The sequence below is a fragment of the Streptomyces sp. NRRL F-2664 genome (genome assembly GCF_000719345.1).
GTDB lineage: Bacteria > Actinomycetota > Actinomycetes > Streptomycetales > Streptomycetaceae > Streptomyces.
In genome coordinates, this window is record NZ_JOFX01000067.1 from 1 (window position 1) to 14,769 (window position 14,769).

Here is a 14,769-nt window from a genome sequence, read left to right on the forward strand (position 1 = left end):
CGGTGGGGACTTGGGGGTTGGGGTCGGTCGCGGTGACGGTGAAGGTGTAGGTGCCCGGCTGGGTGGGGGTTCCGCTCAGGGTGCCGTCTGCGGCCAGGGACACTCCAGACGGCAGGGTGCCGTCAGTGACCGCAAAGGCTGCTTCCCCGGTCCCGCCGGCGGTTTCAATCACGGCCGAGTACGGCTGGCCGACGGTGGCGTCCGGCAGCGGGCTCGCGGTGGTGATCTCCAGATCCGCGACAGTGTAGGAGATCGTCACCTGCGCAGGGCCCGTCGCCGCCTCGCGGGTGCCCCCGGCGGGCACGAAGTCCGAACCGCCGCCTCCACCGGCGGGGCCGAGAGCTGTAGTGTTCGCAGGGCAGGAGCCTCCGCCCCCGCCTCCGAACCAGCCGCCCCCCCCCCCGCCCCCCCCGCGGGCGAAACCCGCCCTGCCGCCACCTGCTCCTCCGTCCTGGCCAGTGGGGAAGCCCGCGTCACCTCCGGCGACGGGCGTGCTGGCGGTCGTCACGCCGCCACCGCCCCCGCCACCCGCGACGATCAGCCGGGGGTCGTCCGGTACGCCTGTCAGCGTGCAGCCAGCTGTCTCGGAGGAGCAGGTCCGGACATCGCTGGCGCCCCCTCCCGCTCCGCCGCTGAAAATGCCGGGGCCGCCCAGGCCGCCACCAACGGCGACGTTCACCCACAGGGTGCTGCCCGCTGTGACAGTGAGCGTCCCTGTGACTGTGGAGCCGGCGCCACCCGCTGAACCTGGCTGTCCGCTGCTGCCTGTTTCGCCGGTGGCGGTGATGGACAGGGATGTGATGCCGGCGGGGACGGTGAAGGGCTGGTTTGCGCCGGCGGTGAAGGTCTGGGTGATGGTGGCGGCTGTGGCGGGGGCGGCGGGGACCATGACGCCCGCGGCTGCCAGGACGAGTGCGGGGGCCAGGAGCCGTGCCGCTGCCCTTCGGGCGCGCGCAGCGCGCCCGAAGGGAGCAGGCTGCCGGAGGTCCGCAGCGTTGCGGGGGAGTGCCCGGGGCTGCGTTGTGGCTGTGTCGGCTGAGGTTGCCGTGGGGAGTGGGATCACGCCCGCACGCCCCCTCATCCGTCGGGCCTGGACCCACTATCGATGGGACACACGACCCCACGCATCCGATGACCTGCTGGCAAACGCTCTTACAGTCCCTGGCTCGGCTACTCCTCCGGCTCTGACGACCTGTCCAGGCAGAAGTTTGGAGCCCTGGTGCCATCCGGACATACGACGATGGCGGTGGGTGACACGACGTTGTGGTCTGTGCCGGCTACAGGGCTGTCATGTCCAGCGCCGGTGACATGGCCTGTGCCGACGACATGGTGGTCGCCAGCTACGAGGTGGTGCCCGTTACCTGGGGCGTTGATGATGGTCATCCCGTCTCCCTGGTTGTTGTCACCGTCGGCATGAGCGGGTGCCATACCCGCTCCCATCGCGATGATGACCGCTACCGTTGCCGCGCTTACATGATGCCGGTAAAGCATTGCTTGTTGTCCTCCAGTAAGTGGACTTCATCGGCTGAGTATAGGGAAAACTTTGACGGTGTTTCACTTAGGTGCAGAGTGAAATCTACAGCTCGTCATCACAAAAAAGGATGATCTCGTACGCAAGGTTGACGCAGTCCATCTAGGAACCGTGGGTGGGTGACCGATGATCGTATGGAGAGCCGTCTACATGGCGCAGGTTGCGTCCGGGGAAGTGGTGTACGGGTTCGACCTACTGAACGCCCGTTCACGGGTCGAAAACGAGCTGGCCCTGCACGCTCAGATCGAGCAGCTCGAAGACCACAAGGCATCGCTGTCCACCGCGGCCCCCGCTTCGCCGACTGCCCGTGCCGACGGCACCGCCGACGTCGCCGACTTCGAGCGCATGGTCCATGAGACCTTGGAAGCCTGGCATGTTCCGGGGAGCAACGCGTCCGCTACGACCCAACAACTGCCCTCTCCGTTGACGGACAGCCGCGAAAGAGCCGTGGCAGGGGCATGCGGTTCATCCTCACGCCGCCTTCGCCGTATCACTCGCGCGCCGGAACACAGCCCGTGACCTGATCCACCCTTCGTCGTGCTCGACACTCCGGTCCTCACCTACCGCCGGCCCGAAGAACCCGCAGGCAGACCGTCCCGAGCTGATGACCGCCGACGTCGCCGAGAACTTCTACCGCGACCTCCTGGAGAATCCGCCGGGGCAGGCCATCGTGATCGAGAACCCGACACCGCCAGCGAGCATCAGAGGGCGTGCCACCGTCCACGCATTCAGCGTGGACGGTTCGGAACGCCAAGGATTCTTCCCACCCCGAGAAAGGCAGTGAGTAAGACCGTGTCCTATGTGGTGAGGCGGACGAGGCGTTTGTAGCAGCACAGGGCGGCGGCGAGGCCGAGAAAGGCCAGGTAGTTGCGGGGATGGCGCTCGTAGCGGTGGTTGAGTCTGCGGTAGCCGGTCACATGCGGCGCATTGGTCGACGCGGTCGATGGCGGAAAGACGGGGGCTTCCCCAGTCGGCGGTGTCACGTGTGTGGCGTGCTTTCGGACTGTAGCCATACCGCTCGGAGGCGTTCAGACTGTCGACGGATCCGTTCTTCGTCGACAAGGTCCATGACGTCGTCGGCCTCTGCCTCGAGCCGCCTGAGCGTGCTCTGGTGCTGTGTGTGGATGAGAAGTCGCAGATCCAGCCCCTGGACCGGTCCCAGCCGGTCCTGCCGATGGTGCCCGGGGTGCCGGAGCGGGCCCCCCGCGGCTACGTCCGGGCCGGCACCCCCACCCTGTTCGCCGCGTTCGACGCCGCCTTCGGCCATGTCATCGGATCCCTCCACCGCCGCCACCGCGCGGCGGGGTTCAAGAAGTTCCTCACGAAGCTCGACAAAGAGAGCCCCGCCGGACTTGAGGTCCATCCCGTCTGCGGCAACTACGCGACCCACAAGACCGCAGACATCAAGAAACGGCTCCTGGCCCGCCCTCGGCTCCACATGCACTTCACACCCACAGGATCCTCCCGGCTGAACCTCGTCGAGCGATGGTTCGCGGAGCTGGCGAACAAACAGATACGGCGCGGAGTCCACAAATCCGTGCCAGCACCCGAGGGAGACATCCGCACCTGGATCGCCACCCGGAACCAGGACCCCAAGCCATTCGTATGGACGAAGACAGCCGACCAGATCCTCGAGCCCCCGCCTCATACTGCCGACGAATTACTGACTCAGGACACTAGTTCACTCGGCGATCTTGGTCCGGTAGATCCATTGGTACACGCGGCATCCTGATGCTTTCGAGGCGGCCACGTCAAATTCATAATGCTCATAACCATTGAGCCAGCGAATGGTCAGGCGAGTGGGGTCCTGACGGGTGGGAGCGGGCGGGTCCTCGGCCAGCTCGGGCGGCCCACCGGACAGGCAGAAGGGGACGGTGGCCTCGATCATGAGTGCCTCCTTGGATAGGGCGGGAGAGTCCGTTCATCCGATGGGACTCCTCGACCGTGGCGCGCCCGGATGGTGCGTTAGCCCATCGGGGGTGTGCAGCGGAGAGCTTCGTGAGGTTCGCCAAGCGTCTTACGGACTTGCTGGAATATGCTGCTGTGTCCGTTGGGTTACGCAGCAGCCGGTAACGGTTCCGGATGAAAAGGCTCAACGGTTGTCGATGTATAGATCAGGCCGCAGGCGCAACAGTGCGATACCCACCGCGATCACCCAGAAGGAAAACAGCGCCCAGGGCAGCACCGATGCGAGTGTGCCGGGGGCCAGGCTCCCCTTGCCATCGAGCATTACGAAAACACCTAGGGCACAGAGTATTCCGACTCCGACGGTGGACCACACCGCCCACCCCGGGAATATTCTGGTGCGCCGGAAGGCGAAAGCTGTGGCAAGCAAGAGCAACGCCCCATACATTTGGCCGGAAAGGTAGAGCATCCAAGACAGTTCGTAGGTGTACTTGGCGAAGGCCTCGACTGTCGGGTGGCCGGGGGTACCCGCCAGCGCGTTGAGTAGCCACACCGGGTTGGACGCCTGCATACTCACTGAGGTCGCGACGGCTGCAGGTGTGAGCATGCGGGTCACGACGGTGCGGCCACCGCAGGTCTCGAGGTAGGTAGTGAGTCCGGAGATCAACCAGATCAGCAGCACCAGTCCGGCGGCTGCGGCGGCAACCTCGAGGCCGACAGCGACGCGGTGCTCGGCGAACCAGGCTGCAATCTGTGCACCGGTGTCACCCCAGTAAGGGTAGAGCTTGGGGAAGTGCGCCATCCCGTCCGCGCCTACGACGATCATTGTCACGAACATCAGCGGCATAGCAACAATTCCAGCCCAGCCAGATAGGCGGATTTCTCGAGCTTGTTCGGCGGACAGGGAATTCGCGGTGGGCATAATGATCCTGCTAACTAAGAAGATGGGCGATAGGAAGGGAGGTGGGCAGCCGGAGGGTAGCGTCAGCGACCTCCCCAGTTACCCGAATACGGAGCACGCGTCGGGCCGTCGGGACTCGTTATTTCGCAACCCCCTCACGTGCCGCCGGGGTGTGATGTCGGCACGTCCGGTCGCCGGCGTCGCGCGATTGCGGAGTGACCGATCAGACCGGAACTGGGTGAAACAGTTCCAATACGCAAACTCTGCGGGCGGATCAGACCGATTGCTTCAATACCTTCCAGAGGATAGACGGCTGGAACAATTCAGCAGGAGTAGCCGTCTTTCCTATGGTGCGAAAAAAGGTACAGGTGACACTATCGTCGTGTTCGGCGATAGCCAGCAGCCGCTCCAGGTAGCGAGACAGGATTTGGAAGTGAAGAGGTTGTTTCCGATCCGAGTCCTGTAGGGCGGTGTCGATGGCAGCAGAAAACATCCATGGTATTCTCAACGTATGTGCGGCGCCTCGATAGAAGCGATGAGGAAGTCGCCTCGTCCCTTGTGACAGGCATTTTTTTAAAACTAGTGCCTGCTCTGCGGAATGCGTGATACCGCCACCATGGAGAGGGTTTATCGAGCACAGCGAATCGCCCATTATTACAAGCCGATCCGGGACCTTCTCAAGCCGTTCGTAATGCTGCCATACATTGCTCGGAAAGTTATAGGACATGAATTCATCCAGCGGCTTCCCCTTATGTCGGACCAGTTCAAGAATATCCGATGGAACGATGCCGGACGCATATTTCCAGAATTGATCTGCATTGGCGGGGGGGCGCCAGGGGCCGTATCCCTGGAGGGAGAATACCCAGGAGCCGTGCTCTTGCTGTAACAAGGACCAGCCGCGCGGGTTCGTGGGCGACGGACTGGACAAGCAGGCTTTGTCGGCCCCGAGCGCGCCTTCCTGCAGTCTGAAGTGCCTACTGACGTAGGAGAGGTTTAGTGGAAGCCTCTCTTCCGGCGGGCGAGAGTATCCAATTTCTTCCAACCATGCAGCAGCGAGACGGGTGCGTCCCGGTGCGCACACTACGAAATCAGCCGGCAGGAGCCACTCCCGTTTTTCGTAATTCGAAGCGACTCGCACACCACTGACGCGATCACCTGCTGAAATAGTTTGAAATCCCAACGCTTTGCACTCCGGCAGAAACTCTATACCAGGTTTCCGGCACATGAATCGCCGCACCGCGGCTTCGATAAATGGGCGAGTCGCCAGTACCGCTTTAGCAACTCCGGGAGGCCTGCTTAAGGTATGCCCGAGATACGAGACGCGAAAGTTCGACATCGCATCCGCCTCGACAGCACCTAATTCAACTAATTCCTGACAGAAGCCGGGCATGAGTTCTTCGAATATTTCGATTCCGCGTGTCAGTAGACCGTGCGGATGTGAGCCTTGCGGCACACCGCGCCGCGGCTGGGACGGAGCACCAACAGGATGGAGCTCATCCTTCTCTACAACCGTCACTCGGCTGAAATGCTCGGCGAGAACGCCTGCGGCAAACAAGCCCGCGAACCCGCAACCGATCACTACTGCGTGTTCATCAGCTTTCACCATCGGATGCTCCATTACCTGCGACATTTAACAATCGCAACCTGTGGCATACCATCTGCTGGTAGATATAAAATCTACCGCCGGGCGAGTATGCCCAAAGTTGGTTCACGGTTTTACGCCTATGCCGTTGGCTTCTTTGTGTGGATCGCTGCTGTTTGTGCTCCAGGCTCGGGTGAGATCGGCGCCGAGGAGTTTGATGCCGTCGACGCATTCTCGGGGGAGCGGGGCGGGTATGAGTGTGGCCCCGGGTTCTGGGAGCCCGTTTTCCCATACCGCGTTTCCCCATGTTTGCTTGGCTCGGGCGACCAGTTCATCGCCGCGGTCGGCGCGTCGGTAAATGTGGATATTGGCTTGCAGGAAGTAAAGCCGAACTCCGGAGACGAACATCTTCAGGACAACGTGGTCGTTGGCGTAGAGTTCACCCAAGTATTCACAAGAGACCTCGACGGTCGGCATGACCACGATGCCGTGCGCGGCATCTCGCATGTACTGGGGGAATAGTTCGAATCCGCATTGTTCGCGACATGCGCCCATCCATTCGAAGTACTGGTTGTAGTAGACGAATCCGGCGGCGCTGGTTTCGCCGTATGTGACGATGTGTTCCCACTCGTAATAGGGCAACCCGTTGGTGTCGGGTGCTGGCGGGCAGACTCTGGCATTGAATCGTTGGTGTCGTTGTGGCCGGGGCGCGGTATCCGGCTCCGCTAGTGCCGCAATGTCCTGTGTCATTCTCCGGTCCCCTATCTCCCTGTCGCGCCGCCGGCAGTATTAGATTCTCGCGGGTTCGGATTGCCTGCTGTCGTGGCTGGGTTATGTTTGGTCCATTCGCGGTACGGGATGTCAGATGGTATGAGGTCTATCGTGTGGAAGGTCAGTCCGGTGACGGTCAATAGGGTGCGTCCGCTGGCGGTCGTCGCGGTGGCGTGTCGTTGGGTGTGCTTGTAGGACAAATTGATGCCTTCCGGGTATCGCCCGGTAAGGGTGACATCCGTGTCGGTGGTGTAGAGGTCGATACGTTCGACGGCGACGGGTACTCCCATGGTTTGTCGGCCGTCGGGTTGTGGCGGATAGCCGAACAGTCGCATCGTGGAGTCGAGTAGCAGCGCGGGTATCGGCAGGTGCGCGAACACGCTGTGTGGTTCCGGGTGCGGGCGGCAGCGTGCGGCCGCACCTGTCGCGCCGCTCGCCACGGCGTGCAGGGTGCGCCACACACCGGATAGTTGAACGGACACGTCGGGTCGGACAGCTGGGTCGTCCTGCAATTCGGTCAGATCGGCTGCGGCGTTTGACACCGGCAGTAGAGGCGATGTTGGTGGGTGTCCGAGCCGGACTTCGACTCGGCAGTGCAGCCGGTCTGCGGCCAGGATTCGGCCGTCTCGTGCCTGCACGTCGGAGCGTAGTTCCACTCGTACGATCTGTGGTGCGACGGTTTCAGCGTTGATGCGACATCCTGCGGCCCGCACATCGGTGTAGAGCGGCGCCTGGATGTGCAGGTCGGTGAAGGTGGTGATGGGGAGGCCGGGATGTAGTTGCTGGGCCGCGTCGGCGGCGAGTGCCAGCATCATTACGGCGGGCATAACTGGCCTATGGTCGATCAGGTGTTCGGCCAGGTAGGCGTCACGGACCGGGTCAGGGCGCCATGTCCATGTCCCAGTAGCGTTGTTTTTGATGTCGGGATCCCCGAGTAACGGGGCCGCCGGATCCTGATGGTGCGTCCAGGAGTGGGCGATGCCGTAGAACGGTACCCGGTCCAGCGGGCGTGGTACGGCGAGTTCGGCCAGCATCAGGTCGGTGCCGACGCTGTTGCTGATGCCGGTCAGACCGTAGTTGCGGCTCAGAGGAGCGGCGATGCTGGAGACCATTCCGGTTTCGGTCCACAGCCCCCAGGCGCTGGTGAACTCGGCGCCGTCTGCGTATCGTGCTGCGGCGCAAAGATATTCGTTGGCTGCGACGTAATCGGTGTCGCCGGCGCAGCCGAGTAGCGCGTTGGCGGAGCCGAAGTTGCACCACAGGACGGGGGCGGGGTCGGCGAATGCTTCTTTCAGATGGTGGTAGCCGGCTACTTTGATGTCACGGATCTCCCGGAAGTCCGCGAGGGATTTGTCGGCGATCGCGTTGGAGCGTATGCGGCCGGCACCGTGAATGAGCATGTCGATGCGACTCTCGCGCTCCGAAATGATTTTGGCTGCGTGCATCACCTGTTTGCGCTCGCGGATATCGCAGACCAAATAGTGGACGTTATCCCGGCCGCACAACTGCTCGAGTCGGCGCAGGGTGCGGTGGATTTCGCGGCCGTGGAGCAGCGAGTCGAACCTCTTGGTTAGAGCTGCGACAGTGGCGGAGGGGTCCAGGCTCCGTTCGCGGGTCAGGAATTCAGCTCTCGCGACCGCTATTTCGTGATCTGGTGTGTCTCGCAGCTCATCGGGGGTGGCATCGGCGGGTGTGGTGCCCAGCAGCCACAGCGTAGGGTGTACTCGTTCGGCGATCGCCGTCACCACTGCCGCGGTCACTCCGCGGGCACCGCCGCTGGCCACTATGACAGGACGGTCCGTCCACGGCAGCGGGCCTGCCCTGCGTTCCGCAGGAAGGGGTGTGGTGCACACCTGTTCGACGTAGCGCAGGCCGAGACGGTAATAGACGATGGTGCGGTCGCGCATCGCTGCTGTTTCGTCGCCGAGCTGGTCGAGCCCGGCGGTGAGGGTCCCGTCGCTAATCACCGCGTAGACCGGGTGAGGGAGTTCGTGGGCGAGGCTGCGCAGGAAGCCTGTGAACAGTGTCATGTGCGGGTGAACAGTATGGCGGCGCAACGGGTCCAGCAGCAGTGCCGTTACCGAGCAGTCGGCCGCGGAATCAGCAGCGAGAAGCTGCGCCGCAGAGAGCGCGCACTCCTGCAAGGCCAGCAGCGCAGCCGAGGGCGGGGCGGGCCAGGCGGCCGGCGGGGTGCGGGCCGAGGCCACGATCACCACATGCTCGACACCATGGTGCAGGGCTCTCGCAGCCTCGTTGACGATCTGCGGGTCGGAGCCGTCAGCGACCGTAACGTGGCCGCGTACAGTAGCTGTCGGATCCGTGCACACCACTCGGCATCCGGTGTGTATCCATGGTTGCAGCTGCCGCGCGAGGTCCTCACTGTGGGTCAGTACCAACGTCGCGGGCCCGATCACAGGTCGGCGCTGGCCATTGCACTGGGCATCGGCGCGGCGCAACACCATCACCGATCGATCCGGCGCCGGCTCCCGACTAGCGGTGGGTTCATCGAGGCGACCAAGGTTGTCCTCCGGAAGTACCGGTGTTTCGAGTCTCTCCGCATTCATAGAACTGCAGGTGGGGGTCTCTGTGTCAATATCGATTACCGGTCGTGACCGGTCGTCGGCGGATGCGGGGGCGAGCCCATTCGAGACAGCTGCCGGGAGAATCTTCTGTGCAGACGGTGGGGGTGCCGGAATCGGTTGGATCTGTACCCGGGGTGCCGGATCTTGGTTGCATATCACGACCGGGCTTACCGACGCTGTGTGCAGTGCGCGGAGCACCGCGAGCGCACCGTCGGCGCCGAGGTAGCTGCGCCCAGCGCCCGGCATGCCGGTGCGGTGGTGACCAGTGTGTGTGGCGTCGGTGCTGACCAGCGCGTGTATCGGCCAGCCGTGACGTTGGGCGGTCGAGCGGCGGGCCAGGACCAGGAGTACGGCTCCCTCGGCGAGTTCGGTGTCGGGTATACCGCTCAGTTCGGTCATCAGTGCGGTGCTGTTGCCGTTGAGGCCGATCACCAGTGCCAGGTCCAGTTCCCCCGAGGTCAGGTAGCGTTCGGCGGTATGCAGCGCGCCCTGGGTCGAGGAGCGGCCGCAGTCGATGTTCATCGCCAGGCCGTGCAATCGGTACCGGTTCACCACCATCGAGGAGATGATGTTGGTGAGCTGGCCGGTCATGCTGCGGTCATTGGCGGCGGGGAGTCGCTGTTCCAGGGTGGTGAGCGCAGCGTCGAGGCGCTCGATATCCTCCGTCGTGACGTCGGACGTGTCCGTGAGCGCGGCCCGCAGGTCGTCTGCCCCTGTTCGGATGGTGTAGTCGGTCATGCAGCGGGTCGGGCCGGTGTGGCCGGTGAAAACCCCGGTGCGCGCTCTCAGCCCTGCCCACATCTCGCCGTGTTCGGTCACGAAACCGTGCACGGCGGCCAGACCCATCAGGTGGGTTCGGTCGATGCTCAGTGCCGCCGCCAGTGGCATCCGCAACCGGTCGAACGGCGGCATCGGATACTGGTCACCGAACGACCGCGGTGGTGGGCTCCCCACCCCACGCAACCAATCGATGATCCCTTGCTCCGATACTGCGCCGGGGAAGTGCACGGAGGTGCCGACAAGGACCATCGGGTCTTTCTCGTGGCGCCTGTTGGTCGCCGGCCCGGACTGCGGGGGGGTGAATCCGGAGTCGGGTGCCTGCACCAACTGGTGGGCGTTGGTGCCGCCGAGGCCGTAGGCGCAGATTCCGGCCAACCGCGGTGTCTTCGGGCGTGTCGGCCAGGGGACTGGCTCCATGGGTATGGTGACCCGCTCGGCCCGGACGTGGGGCGGCAGCGCAGTGAAGTATCGTTCGGGTGGTATCTCCTCGTGCCGCATGGCCAGGACCGCATGAATGACGTTGATTGCCCCCGATGCCCAGGCGCCGTGCCCGATCAATGGTTTGTTCGAGGTGCAGCACACGCCCCCGGGTCCGGCCGTCTCGGCTATCGTCGCGAGTTCGTCCTCGTCACCGACCCGGGTGCCGGTGCCGTGGGCGACGACCCAGTCGACCCTGTCGGCGCCGATGGTATTGATGGCGCGGGCGCGTTCGACCGCGAGCCGCTGGCCTGCGGTCGAGGTCGCGACGAGGCTGCCCTCGCCATCGGCCGAGCCGCCGAATCCTGCCAACAGTCCCAGGATTTCATCGCCGTCGGCGCGAGCGCGATCGAGGCGCTTCAATGCGACGACCGCGGCCGCGTCGGAGAACAGCACCCCATCGGCGGCGGTGTCGAAGGCGCGGACCTGCCCCTCGGCCGCCAATCCCCCGAGTTTGGCGAACAACACCAGATCGCGTCGGGAGCCGCTGATGGCGCCGCCGCACAACACGATGTCCCGATCTCCGGCCAGCAGGCTCTTTACTCCGAGGTCGATGGCGTACAGCGAGGACGAACAAGCGGTATCGACCACGAGCATTTCACTGTCCTCCGGCAGCACATCCCGGCAGGCATTGCGCAGCATATGGTCGGGAAAGGCGTCTACACACCGGTCGGGGGCGTGCCGGTAGTGCGCACGCAACGCCGCGTCTCCCGCTGGCCCCCGCAGTGCAGCCGGTCGTGGCAGTGCCGTTGCTGTGGCCAGCAGGACGCTGTCCTCGAGCGCCAGCCCGCCTGGCTGGGTGCCGACGTAGGCGCCGAACCGATCGCGGGACCGGACACAGACAGTGTCCATCGCCTGGAAGAAGCTGTGGCGCAGCATCAACGTGGTCAGGTCGGCGCGATCCCAACGGCCCCTTGATTGCTCGGCGGCGAGGCGGGGGTGGGGTGTGAAGTCGTGCAGGAAGCCCGCAATTCGGACGTAGGTCTTATCCGGTGCCGATCGATCGTGGTCAAACCAGTTTGCCATGTCGAAATGTTGGGGTTCGCGCAGGGTGTTCGTCCTTGCGAACAGCACCTTCCAGAAGTCTTGTGGACTGTTGACTCCAGGCGCGACCATACCCATACCCACAATCGCGACGGCGCCCGAACCAGGTAGCGCGCCGGTTGTGTCCACATAGTCGTGCCCCAGGCGACGATCCGGGGGCCGGTGTCCAGGCAGTCTGGTGGGTTCGGCTGCGGCGGTGAGGGCGTCGAGGATCTGTGTGGTGTTGCGAGCGCCGGGTGGTGCGCCGGCCGCGGTGGCATCGGCGGGCAGGGAACTGCGGGTGCATTCGGTCAATACCCGTCGGACCCCGACCTCGATAAAGGTGCGCGCACCGACGTCGGTATACAGGGTCCGCACCGCGGCCAGATAATGCACCGGATCGGTCAACTGCCGGTCGAGGATACGGCGCGCGTCCGCGGATCCGGACACGAACCGCCGCAGAATCGGTGAATACACCCGGGCCGTGGGAGCACCGACCTGGTAGGAAGCCGTCCTCTCCGCCACACGCTGAGCCGCTGGACTCAGCAGCGGGTTGTGATGGGGGCTGTCCACCACGACGCGGGCGGTATGCACGCCCGCGGCCGCGGCGACTGCCTCGAGTCTCGCCAGTTCCCCGCCGGTGCCCGAGACCACTGTCTGCTCAGGGGAATTCGACACCGCCACGGTCAGCGACTCTCCGTTTGCCGCACCACAGAGGTACTCCGCTCGGCGGACGTCGGCGCGCAGGATCACCATGCCGCCGTGTACCGGCAGCGCGGTGAGGGCGAGCTCGCGCTCACATAGCACACGGGCGGCGTCCTCAGGGGACAGTGCACCGGCCACGGTGAGGGCGGTGATTTCGCCCGTGCTGTGCCCGAGCAATACGTCGGTTTGTATCCCCGCAGCACGCAATCCTTGATACAGCAGGTACCCGGAGACGAACGGGGCAAGATGCAACAACGCGGGCGTCGCCCGGAGTGCCTCGAGCACCGGTCCGGCAGGATCGGTCAGCGGCCCCGACACCGAGCCGAACCCATAGTCGGCGGTAACGCGGTCAATGACGGACATGAACGCATCCGTATGCGGCGAGCCATCCATGTCGGCCAGCACTCCCGGAGCGTACCCCCCGAGGCCGGGGAATTGGGCCACCACCAGTTGGCCAGGACCGGGCTTCATACCGCTACCTCACCGAAGGGCAGAGATTGCATCAACTCGGCCAGCTTGGGTACAGTGCTGTAGTCACGCATGCGCAGTCGAGCCGGTGGCGTCGGCAACTGGTATTCATCCAGCAGCCGTACCAGCAGGTCGATCTTCCTGACCGACGTGATCCCGAGGTCGGCCTCCAAGTGCGCATCATCTGTGAACACATCCTCGGGATATCCCAGGGCCTGCGCAAACACCGACCGTATCCGAGCTTCCAGCACATCCCGGCCCGGCAGCACGGGCCGCTCGCCACTGTTGACCGCCACATCCTCAGGTGCAGCTGCCACCGGCGCCTCCTGAACGATGGTCGACGTGGCGACCTCGTCAGCTTCGGACACCGACCCTCCAAACCGATGCGCTGCAGGCGAAATCGTTGGCGAGCCGGCCAGCACCGCGAGGATCTGCGCGGCGCTATGCGTCAGCGGCGGTGGTCCCAGAACGGCAGCGGTGGCCGGCAGGATTTCACGGGCCAAGTCCGTCAGCACGGGTCGCACCCCGACTTCAAGGAACTCGCGAACACCGAAGTCGTCGTAAAGGCTGCGGATGGCACACACATAGCCCACCGGATCGGTGAGGTGACGCTCCACGATCTGGCGTGCATGCACGGCGCACGACACTGTGTGATCAAGTATCGGCGAGAAGATCCGTGCCGCCGGATCGGTGATAGGAACCGACGCGACGGCCTCGGCCAGCCGACGCCCGGCCAGTCGCAACGCCGTATTGTGGTGCGGGTAGCGGACCAACAGCCGGGTCGCCGACACACCGGCGCCGCGCGCGACCGCCTCCAGTCTCGCCAAATCCTCGTCGATACCCGACACGACGGTCTGCACGGGCGAATTCCGCAACGACACCTGCACAGACCAGCCCCCCGCGGCGGCACACAGATGCTCCGCATGCCGGGCACCGGTCTGGAGGGCGACCAGACCACCACGCGGTCCGACATCGCTCAGCGCCACCTCACGCTCACACAGCACACGAGCCCCATCGGCGACCGACAGAGCACCCCCGGCGACGAGCGCGGTGATCTCTCCCGTGCTGTGGCCGAGCAACATATCCTCCTCGAACCCCTTGGCGCGCAAGGCTTGGTACAGCACATACGCCGACGTAAACGAGGCCAGATGCAACAATGTCGGCGTATCAGCAAGATCCTCCAGCAGCGGGCCGGACGGGTCGGTCAGCGGCACCGATACCGGGCCCAGACCGTACTGTCCGGCAACACGATCCACGTCGGCCAGTATCGACCCCAACTGCGGTGCATTAGCCACGACATCGGCCAGGACCCCCGGCACATAGCTACCCAGCCCCGGAAATTGAACAAGAATACGGTTGCCCACGGCGGGTCCCCTGTCACTAGCAAATACTATTTTGCGATCATGCTCGCATACCACCAGCGAAGAAACTCCGCCGCAGGACCATTGCGCGCATTCGCATGTCTATTATGTCGCTCTAAAATGAAGGCGGGATAATCTGCGTAACAAATGCGGCGAGGCGCTAGCTCCCCAGGGCCGAACAACCCGCCGTAGGCAGACACTTCGTGGACCACGTTCGTGTCGACCGGTATCTGTGAGCAGTAGACCTCCCCGCTCTGCGCTTGTACAGAGTGACACCGTCGGTAACAACGGACACTGTCCACAAGGTTGTGCACTTGTGAATGCATTGCAGACTAGGAGCCTTCTTCCCTTTTCCCGAACGGCAGCTGTAGTTCCGTCGTTTTCGCCTACTCAGTTCTGGGGGTCGGCATTGCGGCAGACTCCGGGTGGTAGCCGACGGTGGGTGAGCACTTCCTGCGCCCGGGCTTGGGAGTCCTGCCGAAAGATCCTGCCCCTGCCGTTCGGCCCGGAGAGTTGATCGCTGCTGGGATGTCGTGCCTCCGCTGGCCGGTGTGAGCACTGCTTGATTAGGGGCTGTTTCTGGGTCTCCGGACAGGGGTGGGGTGTTGAGGGCAGGCTCGTCGTATGGGCCGTGGGGATCTGACGAATGCGGAGTGGGAACGGCTGGAGTCGTTCTTGCCTCG

The 14,769-nt window shown here is 64.1% G+C and carries 10 protein-coding genes and 2 pseudogenes; 4 read left to right on the forward strand and 8 right to left on the reverse strand.

Going from position 1 to position 14,769, the window contains the following annotated elements:
• The coding region (locus IF89_RS0132505; RefSeq protein ID WP_199820596.1) for a putative Ig domain-containing protein at nt 1–259 on the reverse strand (259 nt) is incomplete at its 3' end.
• A gap of 1,031 nt (nt 260–1,290) precedes the next feature.
• On the opposite strand from IF89_RS0132505, the gene IF89_RS46285 reads away from it, so the two are divergent.
• The 3 genes from IF89_RS46285 (at nt 1,291) to IF89_RS46295 (ending at nt 2,315) form a co-directional block, all read left to right on the forward strand.
• Nucleotides 1,291–1,605, forward strand: a complete 315-nt coding sequence (locus IF89_RS46285; RefSeq protein ID WP_158717988.1) for a hypothetical protein — start codon at nt 1,291–1,293, stop codon at nt 1,603–1,605.
• Nucleotides 1,606–1,681: 76 nt separating this feature from the next.
• The gene (locus tag IF89_RS46290; RefSeq protein WP_158717989.1) at nt 1,682–2,050 is read left to right on the forward strand and encodes a hypothetical protein; all 369 of its coding nucleotides are present in this window, start codon (nt 1,682–1,684) and stop codon (nt 2,048–2,050) included.
• Nucleotides 2,051–2,135: 85 nt separating this feature from the next.
• On the forward strand, nt 2,136–2,315 hold the full coding sequence (locus tag IF89_RS46295; RefSeq protein ID WP_158717990.1) for a hypothetical protein: 180 nt from the start codon (nt 2,136–2,138) through the stop codon (nt 2,313–2,315).
• A gap of 13 nt (nt 2,316–2,328) precedes the next feature.
• On the opposite strand, the pseudogene IF89_RS47185 reads toward IF89_RS46295, so the two are convergent.
• Nucleotides 2,329–2,448, reverse strand: a pseudogene (locus tag IF89_RS47185) (IS5/IS1182 family transposase); the annotation flags it as partial.
• Between the two features lie 2 nt (nt 2,449–2,450).
• On the opposite strand from IF89_RS47185, the pseudogene IF89_RS38635 reads away from it, so the two are divergent.
• A pseudogene (locus tag IF89_RS38635) lies at nt 2,451–3,211 on the forward strand (IS630 family transposase); the annotation flags it as partial.
• A gap of 1 nt (nt 3,212) precedes the next feature.
• On the opposite strand, the gene IF89_RS0132525 reads toward IF89_RS38635, so the two are convergent.
• From IF89_RS0132525 to IF89_RS0132540, 6 genes are all read right to left on the reverse strand, one after another.
• Nucleotides 3,213–3,419 (reverse strand): DUF5988 family protein, encoded by a 207-nt coding sequence (locus IF89_RS0132525; RefSeq protein ID WP_030775746.1) that lies wholly within the window; start codon nt 3,417–3,419, stop codon nt 3,213–3,215.
• 204 nt (nt 3,420–3,623) lie between these two features.
• Entirely contained in the window at nt 3,624–4,358 is a 735-nt protein-coding gene (locus IF89_RS0132530) for a hypothetical protein (RefSeq protein WP_158717991.1), read from the reverse strand.
• Nucleotides 4,359–4,611: 253 nt separating this feature from the next.
• The gene (locus IF89_RS46300) at nt 4,612–5,967 is read right to left on the reverse strand and encodes an NAD(P)/FAD-dependent oxidoreductase (protein ID WP_158717992.1); all 1,356 of its coding nucleotides are present in this window, start codon (nt 5,965–5,967) and stop codon (nt 4,612–4,614) included.
• A 78-nt stretch (nt 5,968–6,045) separates the two neighbouring features.
• Nucleotides 6,046–6,669: an acyl-CoA thioesterase gene (locus tag IF89_RS46305; protein ID WP_158717993.1), complete on the reverse strand. Its 624-nt coding sequence runs from the start codon at nt 6,667–6,669 to the stop codon at nt 6,046–6,048.
• Nucleotides 6,670–6,680: 11 nt separating this feature from the next.
• Nucleotides 6,681–12,662: a type I polyketide synthase gene (locus IF89_RS0132535; protein WP_158717994.1), complete on the reverse strand. Its 5,982-nt coding sequence runs from the start codon at nt 12,660–12,662 to the stop codon at nt 6,681–6,683.
• A 62-nt stretch (nt 12,663–12,724) separates the two neighbouring features.
• Nucleotides 12,725–14,089, reverse strand: coding sequence for an acyltransferase domain-containing protein (locus IF89_RS0132540; RefSeq protein WP_158717995.1), 1,365 nt, complete (start codon nt 14,087–14,089; stop codon nt 12,725–12,727).
• Nucleotides 14,090–14,769: the final 680 nt, after the last annotated feature.

What these genes read in the sequence shown, in the direction of transcription:
- IF89_RS46285 (WP_158717988.1), top strand. Translation starts at nt 1,291, where the DNA reads ATGTCCAGCGCCGGTGACATGGCCTGTGCCGACGACATGGTGGTCGCC.
- IF89_RS46290 (WP_158717989.1), top strand. Translation starts at nt 1,682, where the DNA reads ATGGCGCAGGTTGCGTCCGGGGAAGTGGTGTACGGGTTCGACCTACTG.
- IF89_RS46295 (WP_158717990.1), top strand. Translation starts at nt 2,136, where the DNA reads ATGACCGCCGACGTCGCCGAGAACTTCTACCGCGACCTCCTGGAGAAT.
- IF89_RS0132525 (WP_030775746.1), bottom strand. Translation starts at nt 3,419, where the DNA reads ATGATCGAGGCCACCGTCCCCTTCTGCCTGTCCGGTGGGCCGCCCGAG.
- IF89_RS0132530 (WP_158717991.1), bottom strand. Translation starts at nt 4,358, where the DNA reads ATGCCCACCGCGAATTCCCTGTCCGCCGAACAAGCTCGAGAAATCCGC.
- IF89_RS46300 (WP_158717992.1), bottom strand. Translation starts at nt 5,967, where the DNA reads ATGTCGCAGGTAATGGAGCATCCGATGGTGAAAGCTGATGAACACGCA.
- IF89_RS46305 (WP_158717993.1), bottom strand. Translation starts at nt 6,669, where the DNA reads ATGACACAGGACATTGCGGCACTAGCGGAGCCGGATACCGCGCCCCGG.